13 protein-coding genes are annotated in these 14,484 nt (G+C 72.1%); 7 read left to right on the forward strand and 6 right to left on the reverse strand.

Going from position 1 to position 14,484, the window contains the following annotated elements:
• Window positions 1-45: 45 nt before the first annotated feature.
• Window positions 46-834, reverse strand: a complete 789-nt coding sequence (locus OO63_RS26705) for a TetR/AcrR family transcriptional regulator (RefSeq protein ID WP_031192522.1) — start codon at window positions 832-834, stop codon at window positions 46-48.
• A 111-nt stretch (window positions 835-945) separates the two neighbouring features.
• Here OO63_RS26705 and OO63_RS26710 point away from each other — a divergent pair, with 111 nt between their 5' ends.
• On the forward strand, window positions 946-2,502 hold the full coding sequence (locus OO63_RS26710; protein WP_051811227.1) for an MFS transporter: 1,557 nt from the start codon (window positions 946-948) through the stop codon (window positions 2,500-2,502).
• A 220-nt stretch (window positions 2,503-2,722) separates the two neighbouring features.
• On the opposite strand, the gene OO63_RS26715 is transcribed toward OO63_RS26710, so the two are convergent.
• Complete coding sequence (locus tag OO63_RS26715) at window positions 2,723-3,787, reverse strand: methyltransferase domain-containing protein (protein ID WP_033264496.1); 1,065 nt, start codon at window positions 3,785-3,787, stop codon at window positions 2,723-2,725.
• A gap of 82 nt (window positions 3,788-3,869) precedes the next feature.
• Here OO63_RS26715 and OO63_RS26720 point away from each other — a divergent pair, with 82 nt between their 5' ends.
• The 3 genes from OO63_RS26720 to groL all read left to right on the forward strand — a co-directional run bounded on the left by OO63_RS26720 (window position 3,870) and on the right by groL (window position 7,492).
• The gene (locus tag OO63_RS26720; RefSeq protein WP_078619376.1) at window positions 3,870-4,877 is read left to right on the forward strand and encodes a polysaccharide deacetylase family protein; all 1,008 of its coding nucleotides are present in this window, start codon (window positions 3,870-3,872) and stop codon (window positions 4,875-4,877) included.
• A 528-nt stretch (window positions 4,878-5,405) separates the two neighbouring features.
• On the forward strand, window positions 5,406-5,714 hold the full coding sequence (groES, locus tag OO63_RS26725; protein ID WP_004955293.1) for a co-chaperone GroES: 309 nt from the start codon (window positions 5,406-5,408) through the stop codon (window positions 5,712-5,714).
• 149 nt (window positions 5,715-5,863) lie between these two features.
• Window positions 5,864-7,492: a chaperonin GroEL gene (gene groL / locus OO63_RS26730; protein WP_030361417.1), complete on the forward strand. Its 1,629-nt coding sequence runs from the start codon at window positions 5,864-5,866 to the stop codon at window positions 7,490-7,492.
• A 307-nt stretch (window positions 7,493-7,799) separates the two neighbouring features.
• Here groL and OO63_RS26735 read toward each other — a convergent pair whose 3' ends face one another.
• The 3 genes from OO63_RS26735 to OO63_RS26745 form a co-directional block, all read right to left on the reverse strand.
• A complete protein-coding gene (locus tag OO63_RS26735) occupies window positions 7,800-8,573 on the reverse strand; it encodes an SDR family NAD(P)-dependent oxidoreductase (protein WP_030361418.1) in 774 nt (257 codons plus the stop codon).
• A 19-nt stretch (window positions 8,574-8,592) separates the two neighbouring features.
• The gene (locus tag OO63_RS26740; protein WP_078619377.1) at window positions 8,593-10,119 is read right to left on the reverse strand and encodes a multicopper oxidase family protein; all 1,527 of its coding nucleotides are present in this window, start codon (window positions 10,117-10,119) and stop codon (window positions 8,593-8,595) included.
• 141 nt (window positions 10,120-10,260) lie between these two features.
• Complete coding sequence (locus tag OO63_RS26745; RefSeq protein WP_030361420.1) at window positions 10,261-10,929, reverse strand: MOSC domain-containing protein; 669 nt, start codon at window positions 10,927-10,929, stop codon at window positions 10,261-10,263.
• Between the two features lie 80 nt (window positions 10,930-11,009).
• Here OO63_RS26745 and OO63_RS26750 point away from each other — a divergent pair, with 80 nt between their 5' ends.
• Window positions 11,010-11,906 (forward strand): LysR family transcriptional regulator, encoded by an 897-nt coding sequence (locus OO63_RS26750; protein ID WP_030361421.1) that lies wholly within the window; start codon window positions 11,010-11,012, stop codon window positions 11,904-11,906.
• Between the two features lie 42 nt (window positions 11,907-11,948).
• Here OO63_RS26750 and OO63_RS26755 read toward each other — a convergent pair whose 3' ends face one another.
• Window positions 11,949-12,266 (reverse strand): WhiB family transcriptional regulator, encoded by a 318-nt coding sequence (locus tag OO63_RS26755; protein WP_030361422.1) that lies wholly within the window; start codon window positions 12,264-12,266, stop codon window positions 11,949-11,951.
• Between the two features lie 399 nt (window positions 12,267-12,665).
• Here OO63_RS26755 and OO63_RS26760 point away from each other — a divergent pair, with 399 nt between their 5' ends.
• Window positions 12,666-13,277 (forward strand): response regulator transcription factor, encoded by a 612-nt coding sequence (locus OO63_RS26760; RefSeq protein WP_003948568.1) that lies wholly within the window; start codon window positions 12,666-12,668, stop codon window positions 13,275-13,277.
• 266 nt (window positions 13,278-13,543) lie between these two features.
• Window positions 13,544-14,119: a sigma-70 family RNA polymerase sigma factor gene (locus OO63_RS26765; protein WP_030361423.1), complete on the forward strand. Its 576-nt coding sequence runs from the start codon at window positions 13,544-13,546 to the stop codon at window positions 14,117-14,119.
• Window positions 14,120-14,484 lie beyond the last annotated feature (365 nt).

The following is a 14,484-nucleotide window of genomic DNA, read 5'->3' on the forward strand; positions in this document are numbered from 1 at the left end:
GCGTGCTGCGCAGAGCCCTGTGTAGTCGGTCGGTAACCGCGTTGTCTATGGCGTGTCCGCTCGCGGGTGCGACGGCGTCGGGCGGGTGGCGCGGCCGAGCAGGCCGTCCACCACCGCGCCGAGCTGGCGGGCGAAGTCGTAGGTCTCCCGCAGCTCCGCCCAGCGGGAGGCCAGCGGGGCGACGTGGGGCAGGTCGGCGGTGTCGGCCTCCGTGAGGGTGTCGGGGAAGTACCGCTTGCGGTCGGGCTCCTCGGCGCGGCGCGTCATCGCGTTCCGGAAGGCGAGGTCGCCGTACACGCAGTGCCAGACGGTGCGGTAGGCGTGCGCGGCCTCGACGGGGGAGAGCCCGCAGGCGACGCCCGCGCCGATGATCTCGTCGACCATCCACATCGCGCCCTTGTCGCTGAGGTCGCCGAGGCTCAGGACCTCCACCACCCAGGGCAGCTCCCGCAGGATGCCGTGCATGTGCAGGGCGACGGCGAGCAGCCGGTCGCGGGGGTCGGCGGGCAGCTCGGGGCGGGGCAGGGTCGCGGCCGTCCCGGCCAGGGTGAGCATCAGCAGCTCGTCCTTGTCGCGCACGTGGTGGTAGAGCGCCATGGGGGTGGCGCCGACCTCCTTGGCGACCCGGCGCATGCTGAGCGCCGCGACGCCCTCCTCCTGGAGGATGCGCCGCGCCACGTCGACGATCGCCTCCGGCTCGATCCGCCGGGGGCGCCCGACGCGGCGCTTCTGCCCGGTCGGGGTCTGTCCGGCCGTGCCGTTCCCGGCCGTGCCGTTCCCGGCCGTGCCGTTCCCGGCCGTGCCGGGTTTCTCGCCGTTCGCTCGCGCTGCCACGCGCTCATTGTCGCGTCCGGAGGTGCGGGGGCCGACCCCCGGGGCCTTGCCTCCGGTCAATTTCCGTACGCGTATAGCTAATTTCTGTACGCGTATAATAATGTGCGCCGCATGACGACCTCTCCGGCCTCTCCGGCCTCTCCGGCCTCTTCGACCCCTCCGCCCGGCCCGCTCCTGCTCCCCGTCCTCCTGACCGTCCAGTTCCTCGTCTCCCTCGACATGTCCGTCGTCAACATCGCCCTGCCCGACATGGGCTCCGATCTCGGCTTCGCGCCCGAGTCGCTGACCTGGGTCGTCAACGCGTACGCGCTCGCGTTCGGCGGACTGCTCATGCTCGGCGGCAGACTGGCCGACCTCGTGGGGCGCAGGCGCACGCTGGTCGCCGGGTTCCTGGTGTTCGGGGCCGCGAGCCTCGTCGGCGGTCTCGCGCAGAGCCCGGGGCAGCTGATCGCGGCGCGGGCGGTGCAGGGGGCGGGTGCCGCCGCCCTCGCGCCGGTGGCGCTCGCTCTGATCACCGTCCACTTCGCGGCGGGCCGGGAGCGGGCGCGGGCCCTCGGGCTCTGGGGCGCTTCGGGCGCGCTCGGCGGTGCCGTCGGGATCATGGCGGGCGGACTGCTCACGGACTGGGTGGGCTGGCGCTCGGTGATGCTGATCAACGTGCCGGTGGTGCTCGTGGCGCTCGCGGCGAGCCGCTCCGGCATCCCCGCCGACCGGCGCACGGGGCCCGCGCCGCGCCTGGACGTGGCGGGCGCGCTCCTGGTCACGGCGGGTACGAGCGCGCTCGTCCTCGGCCTGGTCCGCACCGAGACCCACGGCTGGGGCTCGGCGACGACCGTGGGCACGCTGGCCGCGGCGGCCGTGCTCCTGGCCGCGTTCTGCGTGGTCGAGCGGCGCGGCGAACGGCACGCGCGCGGCCCGCTGCTCCGCCTGGGCCTGCTCACGCACCGCCCCGTCCTGTCGGCGAACGTCTTCGCGCTCCTGATGTCCTCGGGCCAGTTCGCCGCGTTCTACTTCACCTCGCTCTACCTCCAGGACGTCATGGCGTACGGGCCCACGCGCGCCGGAGCGGCCTTCCTGCCGTTCTGCGCGGGCGTCGTCGCGGGCACGGTGATCGCGACCCGCACGGTGGGCCGGGTCGGGGAGCGGGCGCTCCTCGTGGCGGGCGGGCTGCTCGGGGCCGCCGGGTTCGCGTGGTTCGCGCTCGCGGTCGAGGCGGGCGGCACGTTCGCGGGGTCGATCCTCGGCCCTTCGCTCGTGGCCAGCGTCGGCATCGGCATGTGCTTCGTACCGCTCGGCACGGCGGCGACGTCGGGCGTCGCGGCGGGGGAGACCGGGATGGCGTCCGGGCTGCTCAACGCCTCGCGGCAGCTCGGGGGTTCGATCGGGCTCGCGGTGCTGGTGACGGTGGCGTCGAGTGCGTCGAGTGCGTCGAGTGCGTCGAGTGCGTCGAGTGCGACGAGTGCGACGAGGGCGGGGGAAGGTCCGGGGGCGGGGCCGGGGCCCGGGGCGCTCGCGGAGGGGTACGCGGCGGCGTTCGGGGTGGCGGCGGCGCTGCTCGTGGGGGCTGCGGTGGCGACGGCGGTGCTGCACGGGCGGCGGAGCGCGTCCGCGCCGTCGGCGGCGACACCCTCGCGACCTGCGGAGACGTACGTATCCGAAGAATCTTGATCTGCTCGGGCGGTTCGCCGAGGCGGGGGGGGGGGGGGGGGGCGCTGCCCCCAGACCCCCGCTCCTCAAACGCCGGAGGGGCTGGATATGTCGCCGGTGCGGCAAGGTTTTAGCCCGTCCGGCGTTTGAGGACGAGGCGCGGAGCGCCGATAGCGGGGGTCCAGGGGGCGGCAGCCCCCGGTTTCGGAGAAGGGGTGGGACTGGGGCGCCCCCGCGAGGCCTACCCCACCGGGTGCCCCACCAGCATCGTCGGCGCGCCCCCGACCCGGGTGAGGAACACCGTGGCGGACCCAGGGGCGTAGGGCGTGACGACGGCGGCGTCGGAGGTGACGTAGGCGATGGTCTCGTCGATGAGCCCACCGCCGACCCGCGCGGCGACCTCGGCGACGAGATGGGCGCGGATGACGGCCCCGTCGGGCTCGTACAGGAAGCGCCCGACGGCCCGCACATCCGGGTCGGGGAGCATCGTGGCGAGGGGGGAGGCGAGGGTGTCACCGGACGGCAGCAGCGTGGCCCGGTGTGAGCCGGGCGCGTCACCGCCGAACCACAGCACGGCCTCCTTCACGTCACCCCCGTCCGAGATCCACTCGGCCTCGGCCTCGCCGGGCACGGCGTCGTGCGGGATACCGGGGGCGATCTTGAGGGCGGCGCGGGGCGCCTTGCGGGCGGTCTCGACGGCCCAGGAGAGGGGTGGCGAGTACGCCTCGGGGTCGAAGACGCGGCCGCGCCCGCCGCGCCGCGCGGGGTCGACGAAGACGGCGTCGTAGGGGGAGGTGTCGACGTCGGTCACGTCCGCCTCGCGGACCTCGATGAGGTCGGCGAGGCCGAGGACTTCGGCGTTGGCGCGGGCGACCGCGCAGGTCAGCGGGTCGCGGTCGACGGCGAGGACGGCGATCCCGGCGCGCGCGAGGGCGATGGCATCGCCGCCGATGCCGCAGCAGAGGTCGGCGACGGAGCGTACGCCGAGACCGCCGAGTTCGCCGGGGTCGCTGAAGCGCCGCGCGCGGTACGTCGCCACGGACGCGCGCGTGGACTGCTCGACGCCGTTCGGTGTGAAGTACATGCGGGCGGCGTCCGCCGCGCCGAACTTCGCAGCCGCCCGCTGCCGCAGCCGCGCCTGCGCGAGCGCGGCGGAGACCAGGTCGGCGGGGTGCTCACGGCGCAGCCGGGTGGCCACCGCGAGCTCCTGGCTCGGTTCCACGTCCCGTACGGCGTCGAGGAGGCCCTGGCCCTCGGCGGTGCGGAGCGCGGCGAAGGAGGCAAGCGGATCGTTCACGTCGCCCATTGTGGGCCAGTCGGTGGAAGGTGCGCGTACGGCGGCGGTGTCGGCCCCGTAGGGCCTGCCTGAGCTGCGAGGATGCGGCGCCATGCGACTAGTACGACAAAACGAACAATTTTCCCGGGAGGGTGGACGGGGCGGGCGGGGCGAACGGATCGGGAGGGGCGGGCCGGACGGGCGGCGCGGTGCGCGCGGGCGGCGCAGGCGCGGCCGCCTCGCCGCCCTGGCCGTCAGCACCGCCGTCGTCGCCACCGCGATCGCCTCCGGCTGCGCCGCCGACGGCGACGAGCGGGGCGGCTCCGGCGCGCACGGCCAGCAGCCGCGCCTCGGTCCGCCCGCCCAGGCGCTGCGGGAGTACGCCGACGCGCTGCGCGCGAAGCAGGCCGCGCGCGCCGCGGCGGCGAAGCGCTGGGGGCTCGCGCAGACCCCGCTGGCCGCGCCCCCCGCGCCCGCCGTCAAGCCCCGCATCACCACCCGCAAGGGCTTCGAGGTCGAGGGACAGGCGCAGCTGCCGCCGGTGTTCACCACCGTCCCGACCAAGGACAAGGTCGTCTTCCTGACGATCGACGACGGCGCCGAGAAGGACCCGGCGTTCCTGCGGATGATGCGCGACCTGAAGATCCCGTACACCGCCTTCCTCAGCGACTACCTGGTCAAGGAGGACTACGGCTACTTCAAGCGGATGCAGAAGAGCGGCGTCGTGCTGAACAACCACACGCTCAACCACCGCTATCTGCCGGGACTGTCCTACGAGGGGCAGCGGCGGGAGATCTGCGGGATGCAGGACACCATCCAGAAGCGGTACGGGAAGCGGCCCGAGCTGTTCCGGCCGCCGTACGGCAACTACAACCGCGACACCCTGCGCGCCGCCAAGTCCTGCGGCGTCAAGGCGGTGCCGCTGTGGGCGTCCGAGGGCTTCGCCCGGCACATGGAGTGGCGGGAGTGGGACAAGGACCTGCACCCGGGCGACATCATCCTCACGCACTTCCGCGGCCGCGAGGACTGGAAGGGCACGATGCCCGACATGGTCCGCACGGTCCTGAAGACGGTCACGGCGAAGGGGTACGCGGTGGCGCGGCTCGAGGACTACCTGTGAACCGACCCGCGCGGGGCCGACCCGCGCGGGGCCGACCCGCGCGGGGCCGGGTTTCGAGGGTCCGGGCTTCCAGGGCCTGGGTTTCCAGGGGCCGGGTGGCGGCGGTCGCGGCGGGGGTGCTCGCCCCCGTCCTGCTGCTCACCGGCTGCGCGCAGTCGGTCGACCCGATCGAGCGCCTCGGCCGGAAGGCGGCCGAGAAGATCCCGCGGAAACTCCCGCCCAAGCTGCCGCAGGCGGAGCAGCGGTGCGGGCCCGGACCGCTCGGAACCCTGCGCCCGCGCGGGACGTTGTCCGAAGGCGTGAGCCCGGGCTCCGGCCCACAAGTGCCCCGCCGACCCCCCGTAACGCCGCCTGCATTGGCACTCCGCTTGACCGAGTGCTAATCGTCGTCCTAGTCTCGGGCCTGGCACTCCCCACTGGAGAGTGCCAACAGCGACGGGCAGGTCCGGCACCCGCGACGACGGATCCACCTGGTCGCCACCTCAGATCAGTTAACCCCGCGAGATCTCCGAAGGGGGAGGTCGGATCGTGACGACCGCCAGCTCCAAGGTTGCCATCAAGCCGCTTGAGGACCGCATCGTGGTCCAGCCGCTCGACGCCGAGCAGACCACGGCCTCTGGCCTGGTCATCCCGGACACCGCGAAGGAGAAGCCCCAGGAGGGGGCTGTCCTCGCCGTGGGCCCGGGCCGCTTCGAGAACGGCGAGCGCCTGCCGCTCGACGTGAAGGTCGGCGACGTCGTGCTCTACAGCAAGTACGGCGGCACCGAGGTGAAGTACAACGGCGACGAGTACCTCGTCCTCTCGGCCCGCGACGTGCTCGCGATCATCGAGAAGTAGCCGTACGGCTTCACCTGCAGATTTGCTTTCCGCTGCGCCCCTGGTCACCCCGCTGATTGCCGGGCGGCGAGGGGCGCAGCGCGTTTGCCGAGCATATTTCCCGGGGGCTTCCCCCGGACCCGAGTTTCCGAGAGGGCTGAACCGCTCCCATGGCGAAGATCCTGAAGTTCGACGAGGACGCCCGTCGCGCCCTCGAGCGCGGCGTCAACAAGCTTGCCGACACGGTCAAGGTGACGATCGGCCCCAAGGGCCGCAACGTCGTCATCGACAAGAAGTTCGGCGCCCCCACCATCACCAACGACGGCGTCACCATCGCCCGTGAGGTCGAGGTCGAGGACCCGTACGAGAACCTCGGCGCCCAGCTGGTGAAGGAGGTGGCGACCAAGACCAACGACATCGCTGGTGACGGCACCACCACCGCCACCGTGCTGGCCCAGGCCCTGGTCAAGGAGGGCCTGCGCAACGTCGCCGCCGGTGCCTCCCCGGCCGCCCTGAAGAAGGGCATCGACGCCGCGGTCAAGGCGGTCTCCGAGGACCTCCTCGCCACCGCCCGCCCGATCGACGACAAGTCCGACATCGCCGCCGTGGCCGGGCTCTCCGCCCAGGACACGCAGGTCGGCGAGCTCATCGCCGAGGCGATGGACAAGGTCGGCAAGGACGGTGTCATCACCGTCGAGGAGTCCAACACCTTCGGCCTGGAGCTGGACTTCACCGAGGGCATGGCCTTCGACAAGGGCTACCTGTCGCCGTACATGGTGTCCGACCAGGAGCGTATGGAGGCCGTCCTCGACGACCCGTACATCCTGATCCACCAGGGCAAGATCTCCTCCATCCAGGACCTGCTGCCGCTCCTGGAGAAGGTCATCCAGGCCGGCTCCTCCAAGCCGCTCCTGATCATCGCCGAGGACGTCGAGGGCGAGGCCCTGTCGACCCTGGTCGTGAACAAGATCCGCGGCACCTTCAACGCCGTCGCGGTGAAGGCCCCCGGCTTCGGCGACCGCCGCAAGGCGATGCTCGGCGACATGGCCACCCTCACGGGCGGCACCGTCATCGCCGAGGAGGTCGGCCTCAAGCTCGACCAGGTCGGCCTGGACGTGCTCGGCTCCGCCCGCCGCGTCACCATCACCAAGGACGACACGACCATCGTCGACGGCGGCGGCAACTCCGCTGACGTCGAGGGCCGCGTCGCCCAGATCAAGGCCGAGATCGAGGCCACGGACTCCGACTGGGACCGCGAGAAGCTCCAGGAGCGCCTCGCGAAGCTGGCCGGCGGCGTGTGCGTCATCAAGGTCGGCGCCGCCACCGAGGTGGAGCTGAAGGAGAAGAAGCACCGTCTGGAGGACGCCATCTCCGCGACCCGCGCCGCGGTCGAGGAGGGCATCGTCTCCGGTGGTGGCTCCGCGCTCGTCCACGCCGCGAAGGTCCTCGAGGGCAACCTCGACCTGACCGGCGACGAGGCCACCGGTGTCGCGGTCGTGCGCCGCGCCGTCGTCGAGCCGCTGCGCTGGATCGCCGAGAACGCCGGCCTCGAGGGCTACGTCATCACCACCAAGGTGGCGGAGCTGGACAAGGGCTTCGGCTTCAACGCCGCCACCGGCGAGTACGTCGACCTGGTCAAGGCCGGCGTCATCGACCCGGTCAAGGTGACGCGCTCCGCCCTGGAGAACGCCGCGTCCATCGCCTCCCTGCTGCTCACGACCGAGACGCTGGTCGTCGAGAAGCCGGCCGAGGAAGAGGCTGACGCCGGTCACGGGCACGGGCACGGTCACTCGCACTGAGCGGTGACCTGAGTCCGGGTCGGCCCTGGTCGGCCTGAGCTGCCTGAGCTCGGTCGAAGGCCCGGCATCCCGTCGCGGGATGCCGGGCCTTCGCGATTTCGGCTCCGCGCCGTGCGGTTCGACTTCGCGCTTGCGGGTTCGCGTCTGCCGGGTTTCTCAAGGGTGCCGGGTGCGGGGCGTGGTCCGTCCTCGCGCAGTTCCCCGCGCCCCTTCGGGGCGCTCCTCGTGCGGGGCGCCCTGGTTCGGGGCGTCCTTGTGCGGGGCGCCCTTCAGCGGAGCGGTACCCCTTCGGGGCGTGTTCCCAGGGCTACTTCGGGCCGTACTTGCGGCCCGTCCTCGATGTCACCCCGCCCAGCAGTGCCCTCGGGGTCACCTTCACCACTCCCATCAGGGTCTTGTACCTCGGGTCCGGGATGGACAGGGACTTGCCGCGGGCCAGGTCGGTGAGGGCCGCGGCCACCAGCTTGTCGGCGTCCAGCCACATCCACTTGGGGATGTTGTCCGTGCCCATGCCCGCCCGCTCGTGGAACTCCGTGCGGACGAAGCCGGGGCACAGCGCCATCAGCCGCACCCCCGTGCCCGCCAGGTCCCGCGCCGCGCCCTGCGTGAACTGCACGACCCACGCCTTGGACGCGCCGTACGTCCCGCGCGGCACGAACGCCGCCACCGACGCGACGTTGACGACGCCGCCCCGGCCCCGCTCCCGCATCGCCCCCGTCGCCGCCGACGTCAGCCGGAGCACGGCCTCGCAGTGCACCTTCAGCATCGTCAGCTCGTCGGCGAGCGGCACCTCCAAGTAGTGGCCCTTGTTGCCGAATCCGGCGTTGTTGACCAGCAGGTCGACTCCGTCGCGGCGACGGGCGAGCCGCTCCTCGACGGCCGTGATGCCGTCCTCCGTGGCGAGGTCGGCGGTCAGGACCTCCGCCTCGATGCCGTGCCGGTCGTGCAGCTCGGTCGCCTGCTCGCGCAGCCGCTTGGTGTCGCGTGCCACCAGGACCAGGTTGTGCCCGTCACCGGCGAGCCGCCGCGCGAAGGCAGCGCCGATACCGGCGGTCGATCCCGTAATCAGAGCCGTAGTCATGGACCAAGGCTAGTGAGCCTCAGTGCCCGCTGTGCCGCCCGGACGGCTTGCCCGCCTTCTGGCCCTTCTCGACGACCACGAACTGGCCCATCATTCCTCCGTCCTCGTGACTCAGCAGATGGCAGTGGTACATGTACGGCGTCTTCGGGTCGGCCGGGCCCTCGAAGCGCAGGGCCAGCTTCATGGTCGTGCCGTTCGGCAGGAACACCGTGTCCTTGGGGCCGCGCAGCTCCGGCGGCGGCGCCTCGCCGTTCACCTCCAGGACCCGGAACTGCACGTCGTGCACATGGAAGTTGTGCGGCATGCCGTTGTCGTTGCGCACGGTCCAGGTCTCCGTGGCACCGCGCGTGACCACCTCGTCGATCCGGTCCATCCGCATCGCCCGGCCGTTGATCCCGGACTGCTTCAGGTCGAAGAACCGCGCCCGGCTCGCCCCCGCGCCGTCCGGCACCTCCAGCTCGCCCAGCTCCGAGGGCAGCGCGGGCGATGGACGCAGCCGCTCCGCCGCCCGCAGCTGGAGCACGTCGAAGGAGTCGTCGCCCCCGCTGAACCGCTGCTGCCAGGCGCCCCCGTAGTTGTCCTGCGGGAAGCTGCGCAGCACGGTCCTCTCGCCGGGCCGCATCCGTACCACGATCTCGGCGCGCTCACCCGGCGACAGCTGTATCCGCTGCATCCGCGCCGGCCGCTCCAGGGCGCCGCCGTCCGTGCCCACCAGGGAGAAGGCGCGGTCGTCCGGGAAGCCGAAGTCGTACGTACGCGCGGTGGAAGCGTTCAGGAGCCGCAGGCGTATGAGTTCGTCGCCCACCTCCTGGTACGGCGCGAGTGTGCCGTTGACCATGGTCCGGTCGCCGAGGAAGCCGACGTTGCGCATCATCTTGTGGCCGTGGTCGAACTTCGCGCCGTCGAACCTCACGTCCTGCACGATCACCGGCAGGTCGTCGACGCCGTACTTCTTCGGCAGCGCGAGGCGTGCGCTGCGCTCGTCGTCGAGGAGGAACAGGCCCGCGAGGCCGCGCTGCACGTGCTTCTCCGTCACGCCGTGCGGATGCGGGTGGTACCAGAGCGTGGCCGCGGGCTGGTCCACCGTCCAGTGCGGGCTCCAGCTGCCGCCGGGCCGGATCATCTGGTGCGGGCCGCCGTCCATCTTCGCGGGCAGGTGCATGCCGTGCCAGTGGACGGTCGACGCCTCGTCGAGGCCGTTGCGGATCCGCACGCGGACCTTCTCGCCGCGCTTCGCGCGCAGGGTCGGGCCCAGATGGTCGCCGTTGAAGCCCCAGGTCGGCGTCGCGCGTCCGGCCTTGAACTCCTTCTCGCCGGACTGCATGCGCAGGTCGAAGACGCGGGTGCCGTCCTTGTCCACGCGGGACTTCGCCAGCGGCGGTATCGCCAGGGCGTTGTCGAAGGATTCCTTGCCGACGGTGCTGATCTCGGCGTCCTGCCACAGCCACAGCAGGCCGCCGCCGAGCGCCAGCGCGACGACGGTGACGACGCTGCCGAGGATGATGAGGACACGCTTGAGGCGTGGCCTGCTCGTGAGTCGGGACATGATTCGAGACTCGCGGCTCGGCCGGCCCGGGAGTATCGGGGACGGCCCCCACCCGACCCCGATTCAACTCCCGTGCGCCCCTAGGGACTTCCCCTATGTGCGGCTATGTGCGGCTCGTACGGCTCGTGTCGTCCCGGATCGCTACGCGCCGAGCTTCTCCACGTACTTCCGCGCCTTCTTCACCGTCTCCGGGTGCAGCGCGTCCTCGGCCGCGAGCAGCGAAGGCAGCAGGGCGCGCTCCGTGGTCACGGCCCGGAACTGCACGGCGACGGTGACCTCGTGGTCCGGGCGGTGCACGATCTCGACCGTGTCGCCCGCCTGGATCTCGCCCGGCTCGATGACCCGCAGATAGGCGCCCGGCAGCACGGCCTGCGTGAACCGCCGCACCCAGCCCGTCTCACCCACGTGGCCCTGGAACGTGCGGCATGGGATGCGCGAGGAGGTCACCTCCAGGAGCAGGTCCGGGCCCACGCGCCAACGCTCCCCGATCAGTGCGCCGTTCACGTCCACGCCGGACGTCGTGAGGTTCTCGCCGAAGCCGCCGTTGGGCAGCGTCCGGCCGAGCAGCCGCTCCCATGCGTCGAGGTCCTCGCGCGCGAAGGCGTACACCGCCTGGTCGTTGCCGCCGTGGTGGCGCAGGTCGCAGATGGTGTCTCCGGTGAGGCCGCTGCCGCCGGTGCCCTTGGGGCCGGGCGCGGTCACCCGGACGGCCCCGTCGACGGGCTGCTTGTCGATCCCGGTGCGGCCGCCGGGAGAGTCGGTGTAGTCGACGGTCTTGGGCCGGCCCACATTCACGGAGAGAAGCTTCATACGGCCAGGCTAAGCGAGCGCTCCTCAAAGCGGCCACGCATTATTGGGCGATGGGCCCAAGGGTCGCTTATGCTCGAACCATGATCGAGGCCCGTCATCTCCGTGTCCTGCGCGCCGTGGCCGCCACCGGCTCCTTCTCCGCGGCGGCCCGCGAGCTCGGCTGCACCCAGCCCGCCGTCAGCCAGCAGATGAAGGCCCTGGAGGCGTCGGTCGGCACGCCTCTGCTGATCCGCACCGGCCGCGAGATGCGCCTCACGCAGGCCGGAGAAGCCCTGGTCAGGCATGCCGCGGGGATTCTCGCCGGGCTGACCGCGGCCGAGGAGGAGGTCGCCGCCATCGCCGGGCTGCGCGCGGGCCGCGTCCGCCTCGTCTCCTTCCCGAGCGGTTCCTCCACCCTCGTGCCGGGCGCGCTCGCCGCGCTGCGCGCCGCGCACCCCGGCACCCGCGTCTCCCTGGAGGAGGCCGAGCCCCCGCGCTCGGTGGAGATGCTGCGCGAGGGCGACTGCGACGTGGCGCTCGCCTTCCGGTACGCGGGGGCCGCCGCCGCGGACGAGTGGGACGACCTCGTCGTACGGCCGCTGCTCGACGACCGGCTCGTCGGCCTCGTACCGGAGGAGCACCGCCTGGCGAAGGCCGACAGCGTCACCATCGGTGAGCTGGCCGACGAGTCGTGGATCGCGGGCTGCCCGCGCTGCCGGCGCCAGCTGGTGGAGGTCTGCGAGAGCGCGGGCTTCGCACCCCGCATCGACTTCGCCACGGACGACTATCCGGCGGTGATCGGCCTGGTCGGGGCGGGTCTGGGGGTCGCGGTGCTGCCCGAGCTCGCGATCGAGTCGGTACGGCCCAAGGGGGCCCGCGCGGTGACGGTGGAGCCCGCCGTGCGCCGGGAGATCGTCGCGCTCACGCTGCCCGACCTGGCGCAGGTGCCGGCCGTCGCCGCCACCCTCGACCACCTGGCGCGGGCCGCCGCGCGCTGAGGCGCACCCGCAGAGCCGGGGCACGCTTGAAGAAACGTTCCTTCAGGGCGTCGCGCCGCTGCCCGCCGCCGTGACCAGGCGGTTGCGGGCCCGGCCCATCAGTTCCTCGCGCTCGTCCTCGGTCAGCCCGCCCCACACGCCGTACGGCTCGCGGACCGCGAGCGCGTGCGCCGCACACTCCGCGCGCACCGGGCAGCGCATGCAGACCTCCTTGGCCGAGTTCTCACGTGCGCTCCGTGCCGCACCGCGCTCGCCCTCCGGGTGGAAGAAGAGCGAGCTGTCCACCCCACGGCAGGCCGCGAGGAGCTGCCAGTCCCACAGATCTGCGTTCGGTCCGGGAAGGCGGGAGAAATCTGCCATTGCGTGTCTCCTGGTAGCCGTTCTGACGCGGATACGGTGCCCATGACCGTACATCTACTGTCTAAGGAGATGAAAATATGACTCATTGCGAATCTAGCCACAGACACCAGGAAAAGGGAAGAAAAGCCGCTAAATGGGGCATAGCTCTTGATGGCGCTCGTCGGGGCCCGTTGGGAGGGCGCATCCGCCCGCGCCGCCTGTGCCGTGTCCGCGCCCTCACGTAGAGTGCCGAAGACGGCTGACTGACCCGTAACTCTTTCGAGTGACCGTCGTTGAGAGTGCGGAGGCGGTTGAAAGAACAAGTGCTCGGGCAGGTGTCCGAGTGCGTCAACCGCACAGGTGACGACTTGTACCAGCCTGGAGGCTCAAGGTGACGCGCATCAGCTGCGGAGGACGGCCATGACATCCGTCCTCGTCTGCGACGACTCCCCGCTCGCCCGAGAGGCGCTGCGCCGCGCGGTCGCGACCGTGCCCGGCGTCGAGCGCGTGACGACAGCGGCCAACGGCGAGGAAGTCCTCCGCCGCTGGGGCGCCGACCGCTCGGATCTGATTCTGATGGACGTACGCATGCCCGGACTGGGCGGCGTGGAGACCGTGCGGCGGCTGCTCTCGGCCGACCCGGGAGCACGCATCATCATGCTCACGGTCGCCGAGGACCTGGACGGGGTCGCGCTCGCGGTCGCCGCCGGGGCCCGCGGCTATCTGCACAAGGACGCCTCGCGCGCCGAACTGCGCGCGACCGTCACACAGGCGCTCGCCGACCCGACCTGGCGGCTGGCCCCGCGCCGGCTCCGCTCGGCCGAGATGGGCGCGGCGCCCACGCTCACCGCGCGTGAGATCCAGGTCCTCGAAGGGATGAGCCATGGCCGGTCGAACGCCGAGATCGGCCGCGAGCTCTTCCTCTCCGAGGACACGGTGAAGACGCACGCCAGGCGGCTGTTCAAGAAGCTCGGTGCCTCGGACCGCGCGCACGCGGTGGCGCTCGGCTTCCGCTGGGGCCTGGTTCGCTGAGTGTGCTGTGGCGGGGGCATGGTGATTCCCGTCCGCCGTGCGGCGGACGGGGCCATGGAGGCCCGCAAGCACCCGCCTCGGGAGCGGCTTGTGGCGCTTCGCCGCCGATGCCGCATCCTTGAGGTGTGGAGTTCCTTGGGGACGAGTCGGCCGAGCGGGAGGGGAGGGTGCGGGAGGTGAGTTCCGGCGCACCCGCTCATAACGCTTCGATGCACAACTATGGACGCGGTGCCACAGATCAGTCAGCGCCAAGGCACCATGGACCGATGCGCGATGACAAGACGACGGTGATCGGTGCCCTCGTCCTACGCGCCGTCGAGGGGGACGAGCAGGCCACGCACGACCTGTTGGCCCACGTCCACCCGCTCGCGCTGCGGTACTGCCGCACCCGGCTCTCCCGACTTCCCGGTGACGCGCGGCACTTCGTCGAGGACCTCGCGCAGGAGGTCTGCGTCGCGGTGCTGCTCGCGCTGCCGCGCTACCGGGACACCGGACGGCCCTTCGAGGCCTTCGTCTTCGCCATCGCCGCGCACAAGGTCGCCGACCTGCAGCGCGCCGCGATGCGCCACCCCGGTTCCACCGCCGTGCCCTCGGACGAGATGCCCGAGCGGCCCGACGACTCCCTCGGGCCCGAGGAGCGGGCGCTGCTCAGCAGCGACGCCGAGTGGGCCAAGAAGTTGCTCGCCAACCTGCCGGACAACCAGCGCGAGCTGTTGCTCCTGCGCGTCGCCGTCGGCCTCACGGCCGAGGAGACCGGGCAGATGCTGGGGATGTCGCCGGGGGCGGTCCGTGTGGCCCAGCACCGCGCGCTGAGCCGCCTGCGGGCGCTGGCCGAGCAGTAGTTTTTCCCCCACCCGCCCGCCCTTTCATCGCGCTGCGCGCTCGTCCTCAAACTCAAACGCCGGACAGGCTGAAAATGGGTCGAGGTCGGCGTGGGTGGTTCCCGTAGGGCGTGAACGGTGAGGGTGCGGTGGGGAGGGAGACGTTCACCACCCCGTGGGACACGGCCTCGCCCTCCCGGCTCCGCCGGGATTCCTTCCCCCGGCGGAGCCGGGACCCTTTTTCCGCCGCTTTCCGCCGCTTTCCGCCGCAGCGGTGCCCAGCCCGCACGGCACATCACGGCGATGCCAAGCCGCCCCCGGCCCAAGGGGGGCCACCCCGCCACAGCGCAGCTGTAGAAACCTACGAACCCCGGCCCCCACCGGCA

The organism is Streptomyces alboflavus, from assembly GCF_000716675.1.
Taxonomy (GTDB): domain Bacteria; phylum Actinomycetota; class Actinomycetes; order Streptomycetales; family Streptomycetaceae; genus Streptomyces; species Streptomyces alboflavus.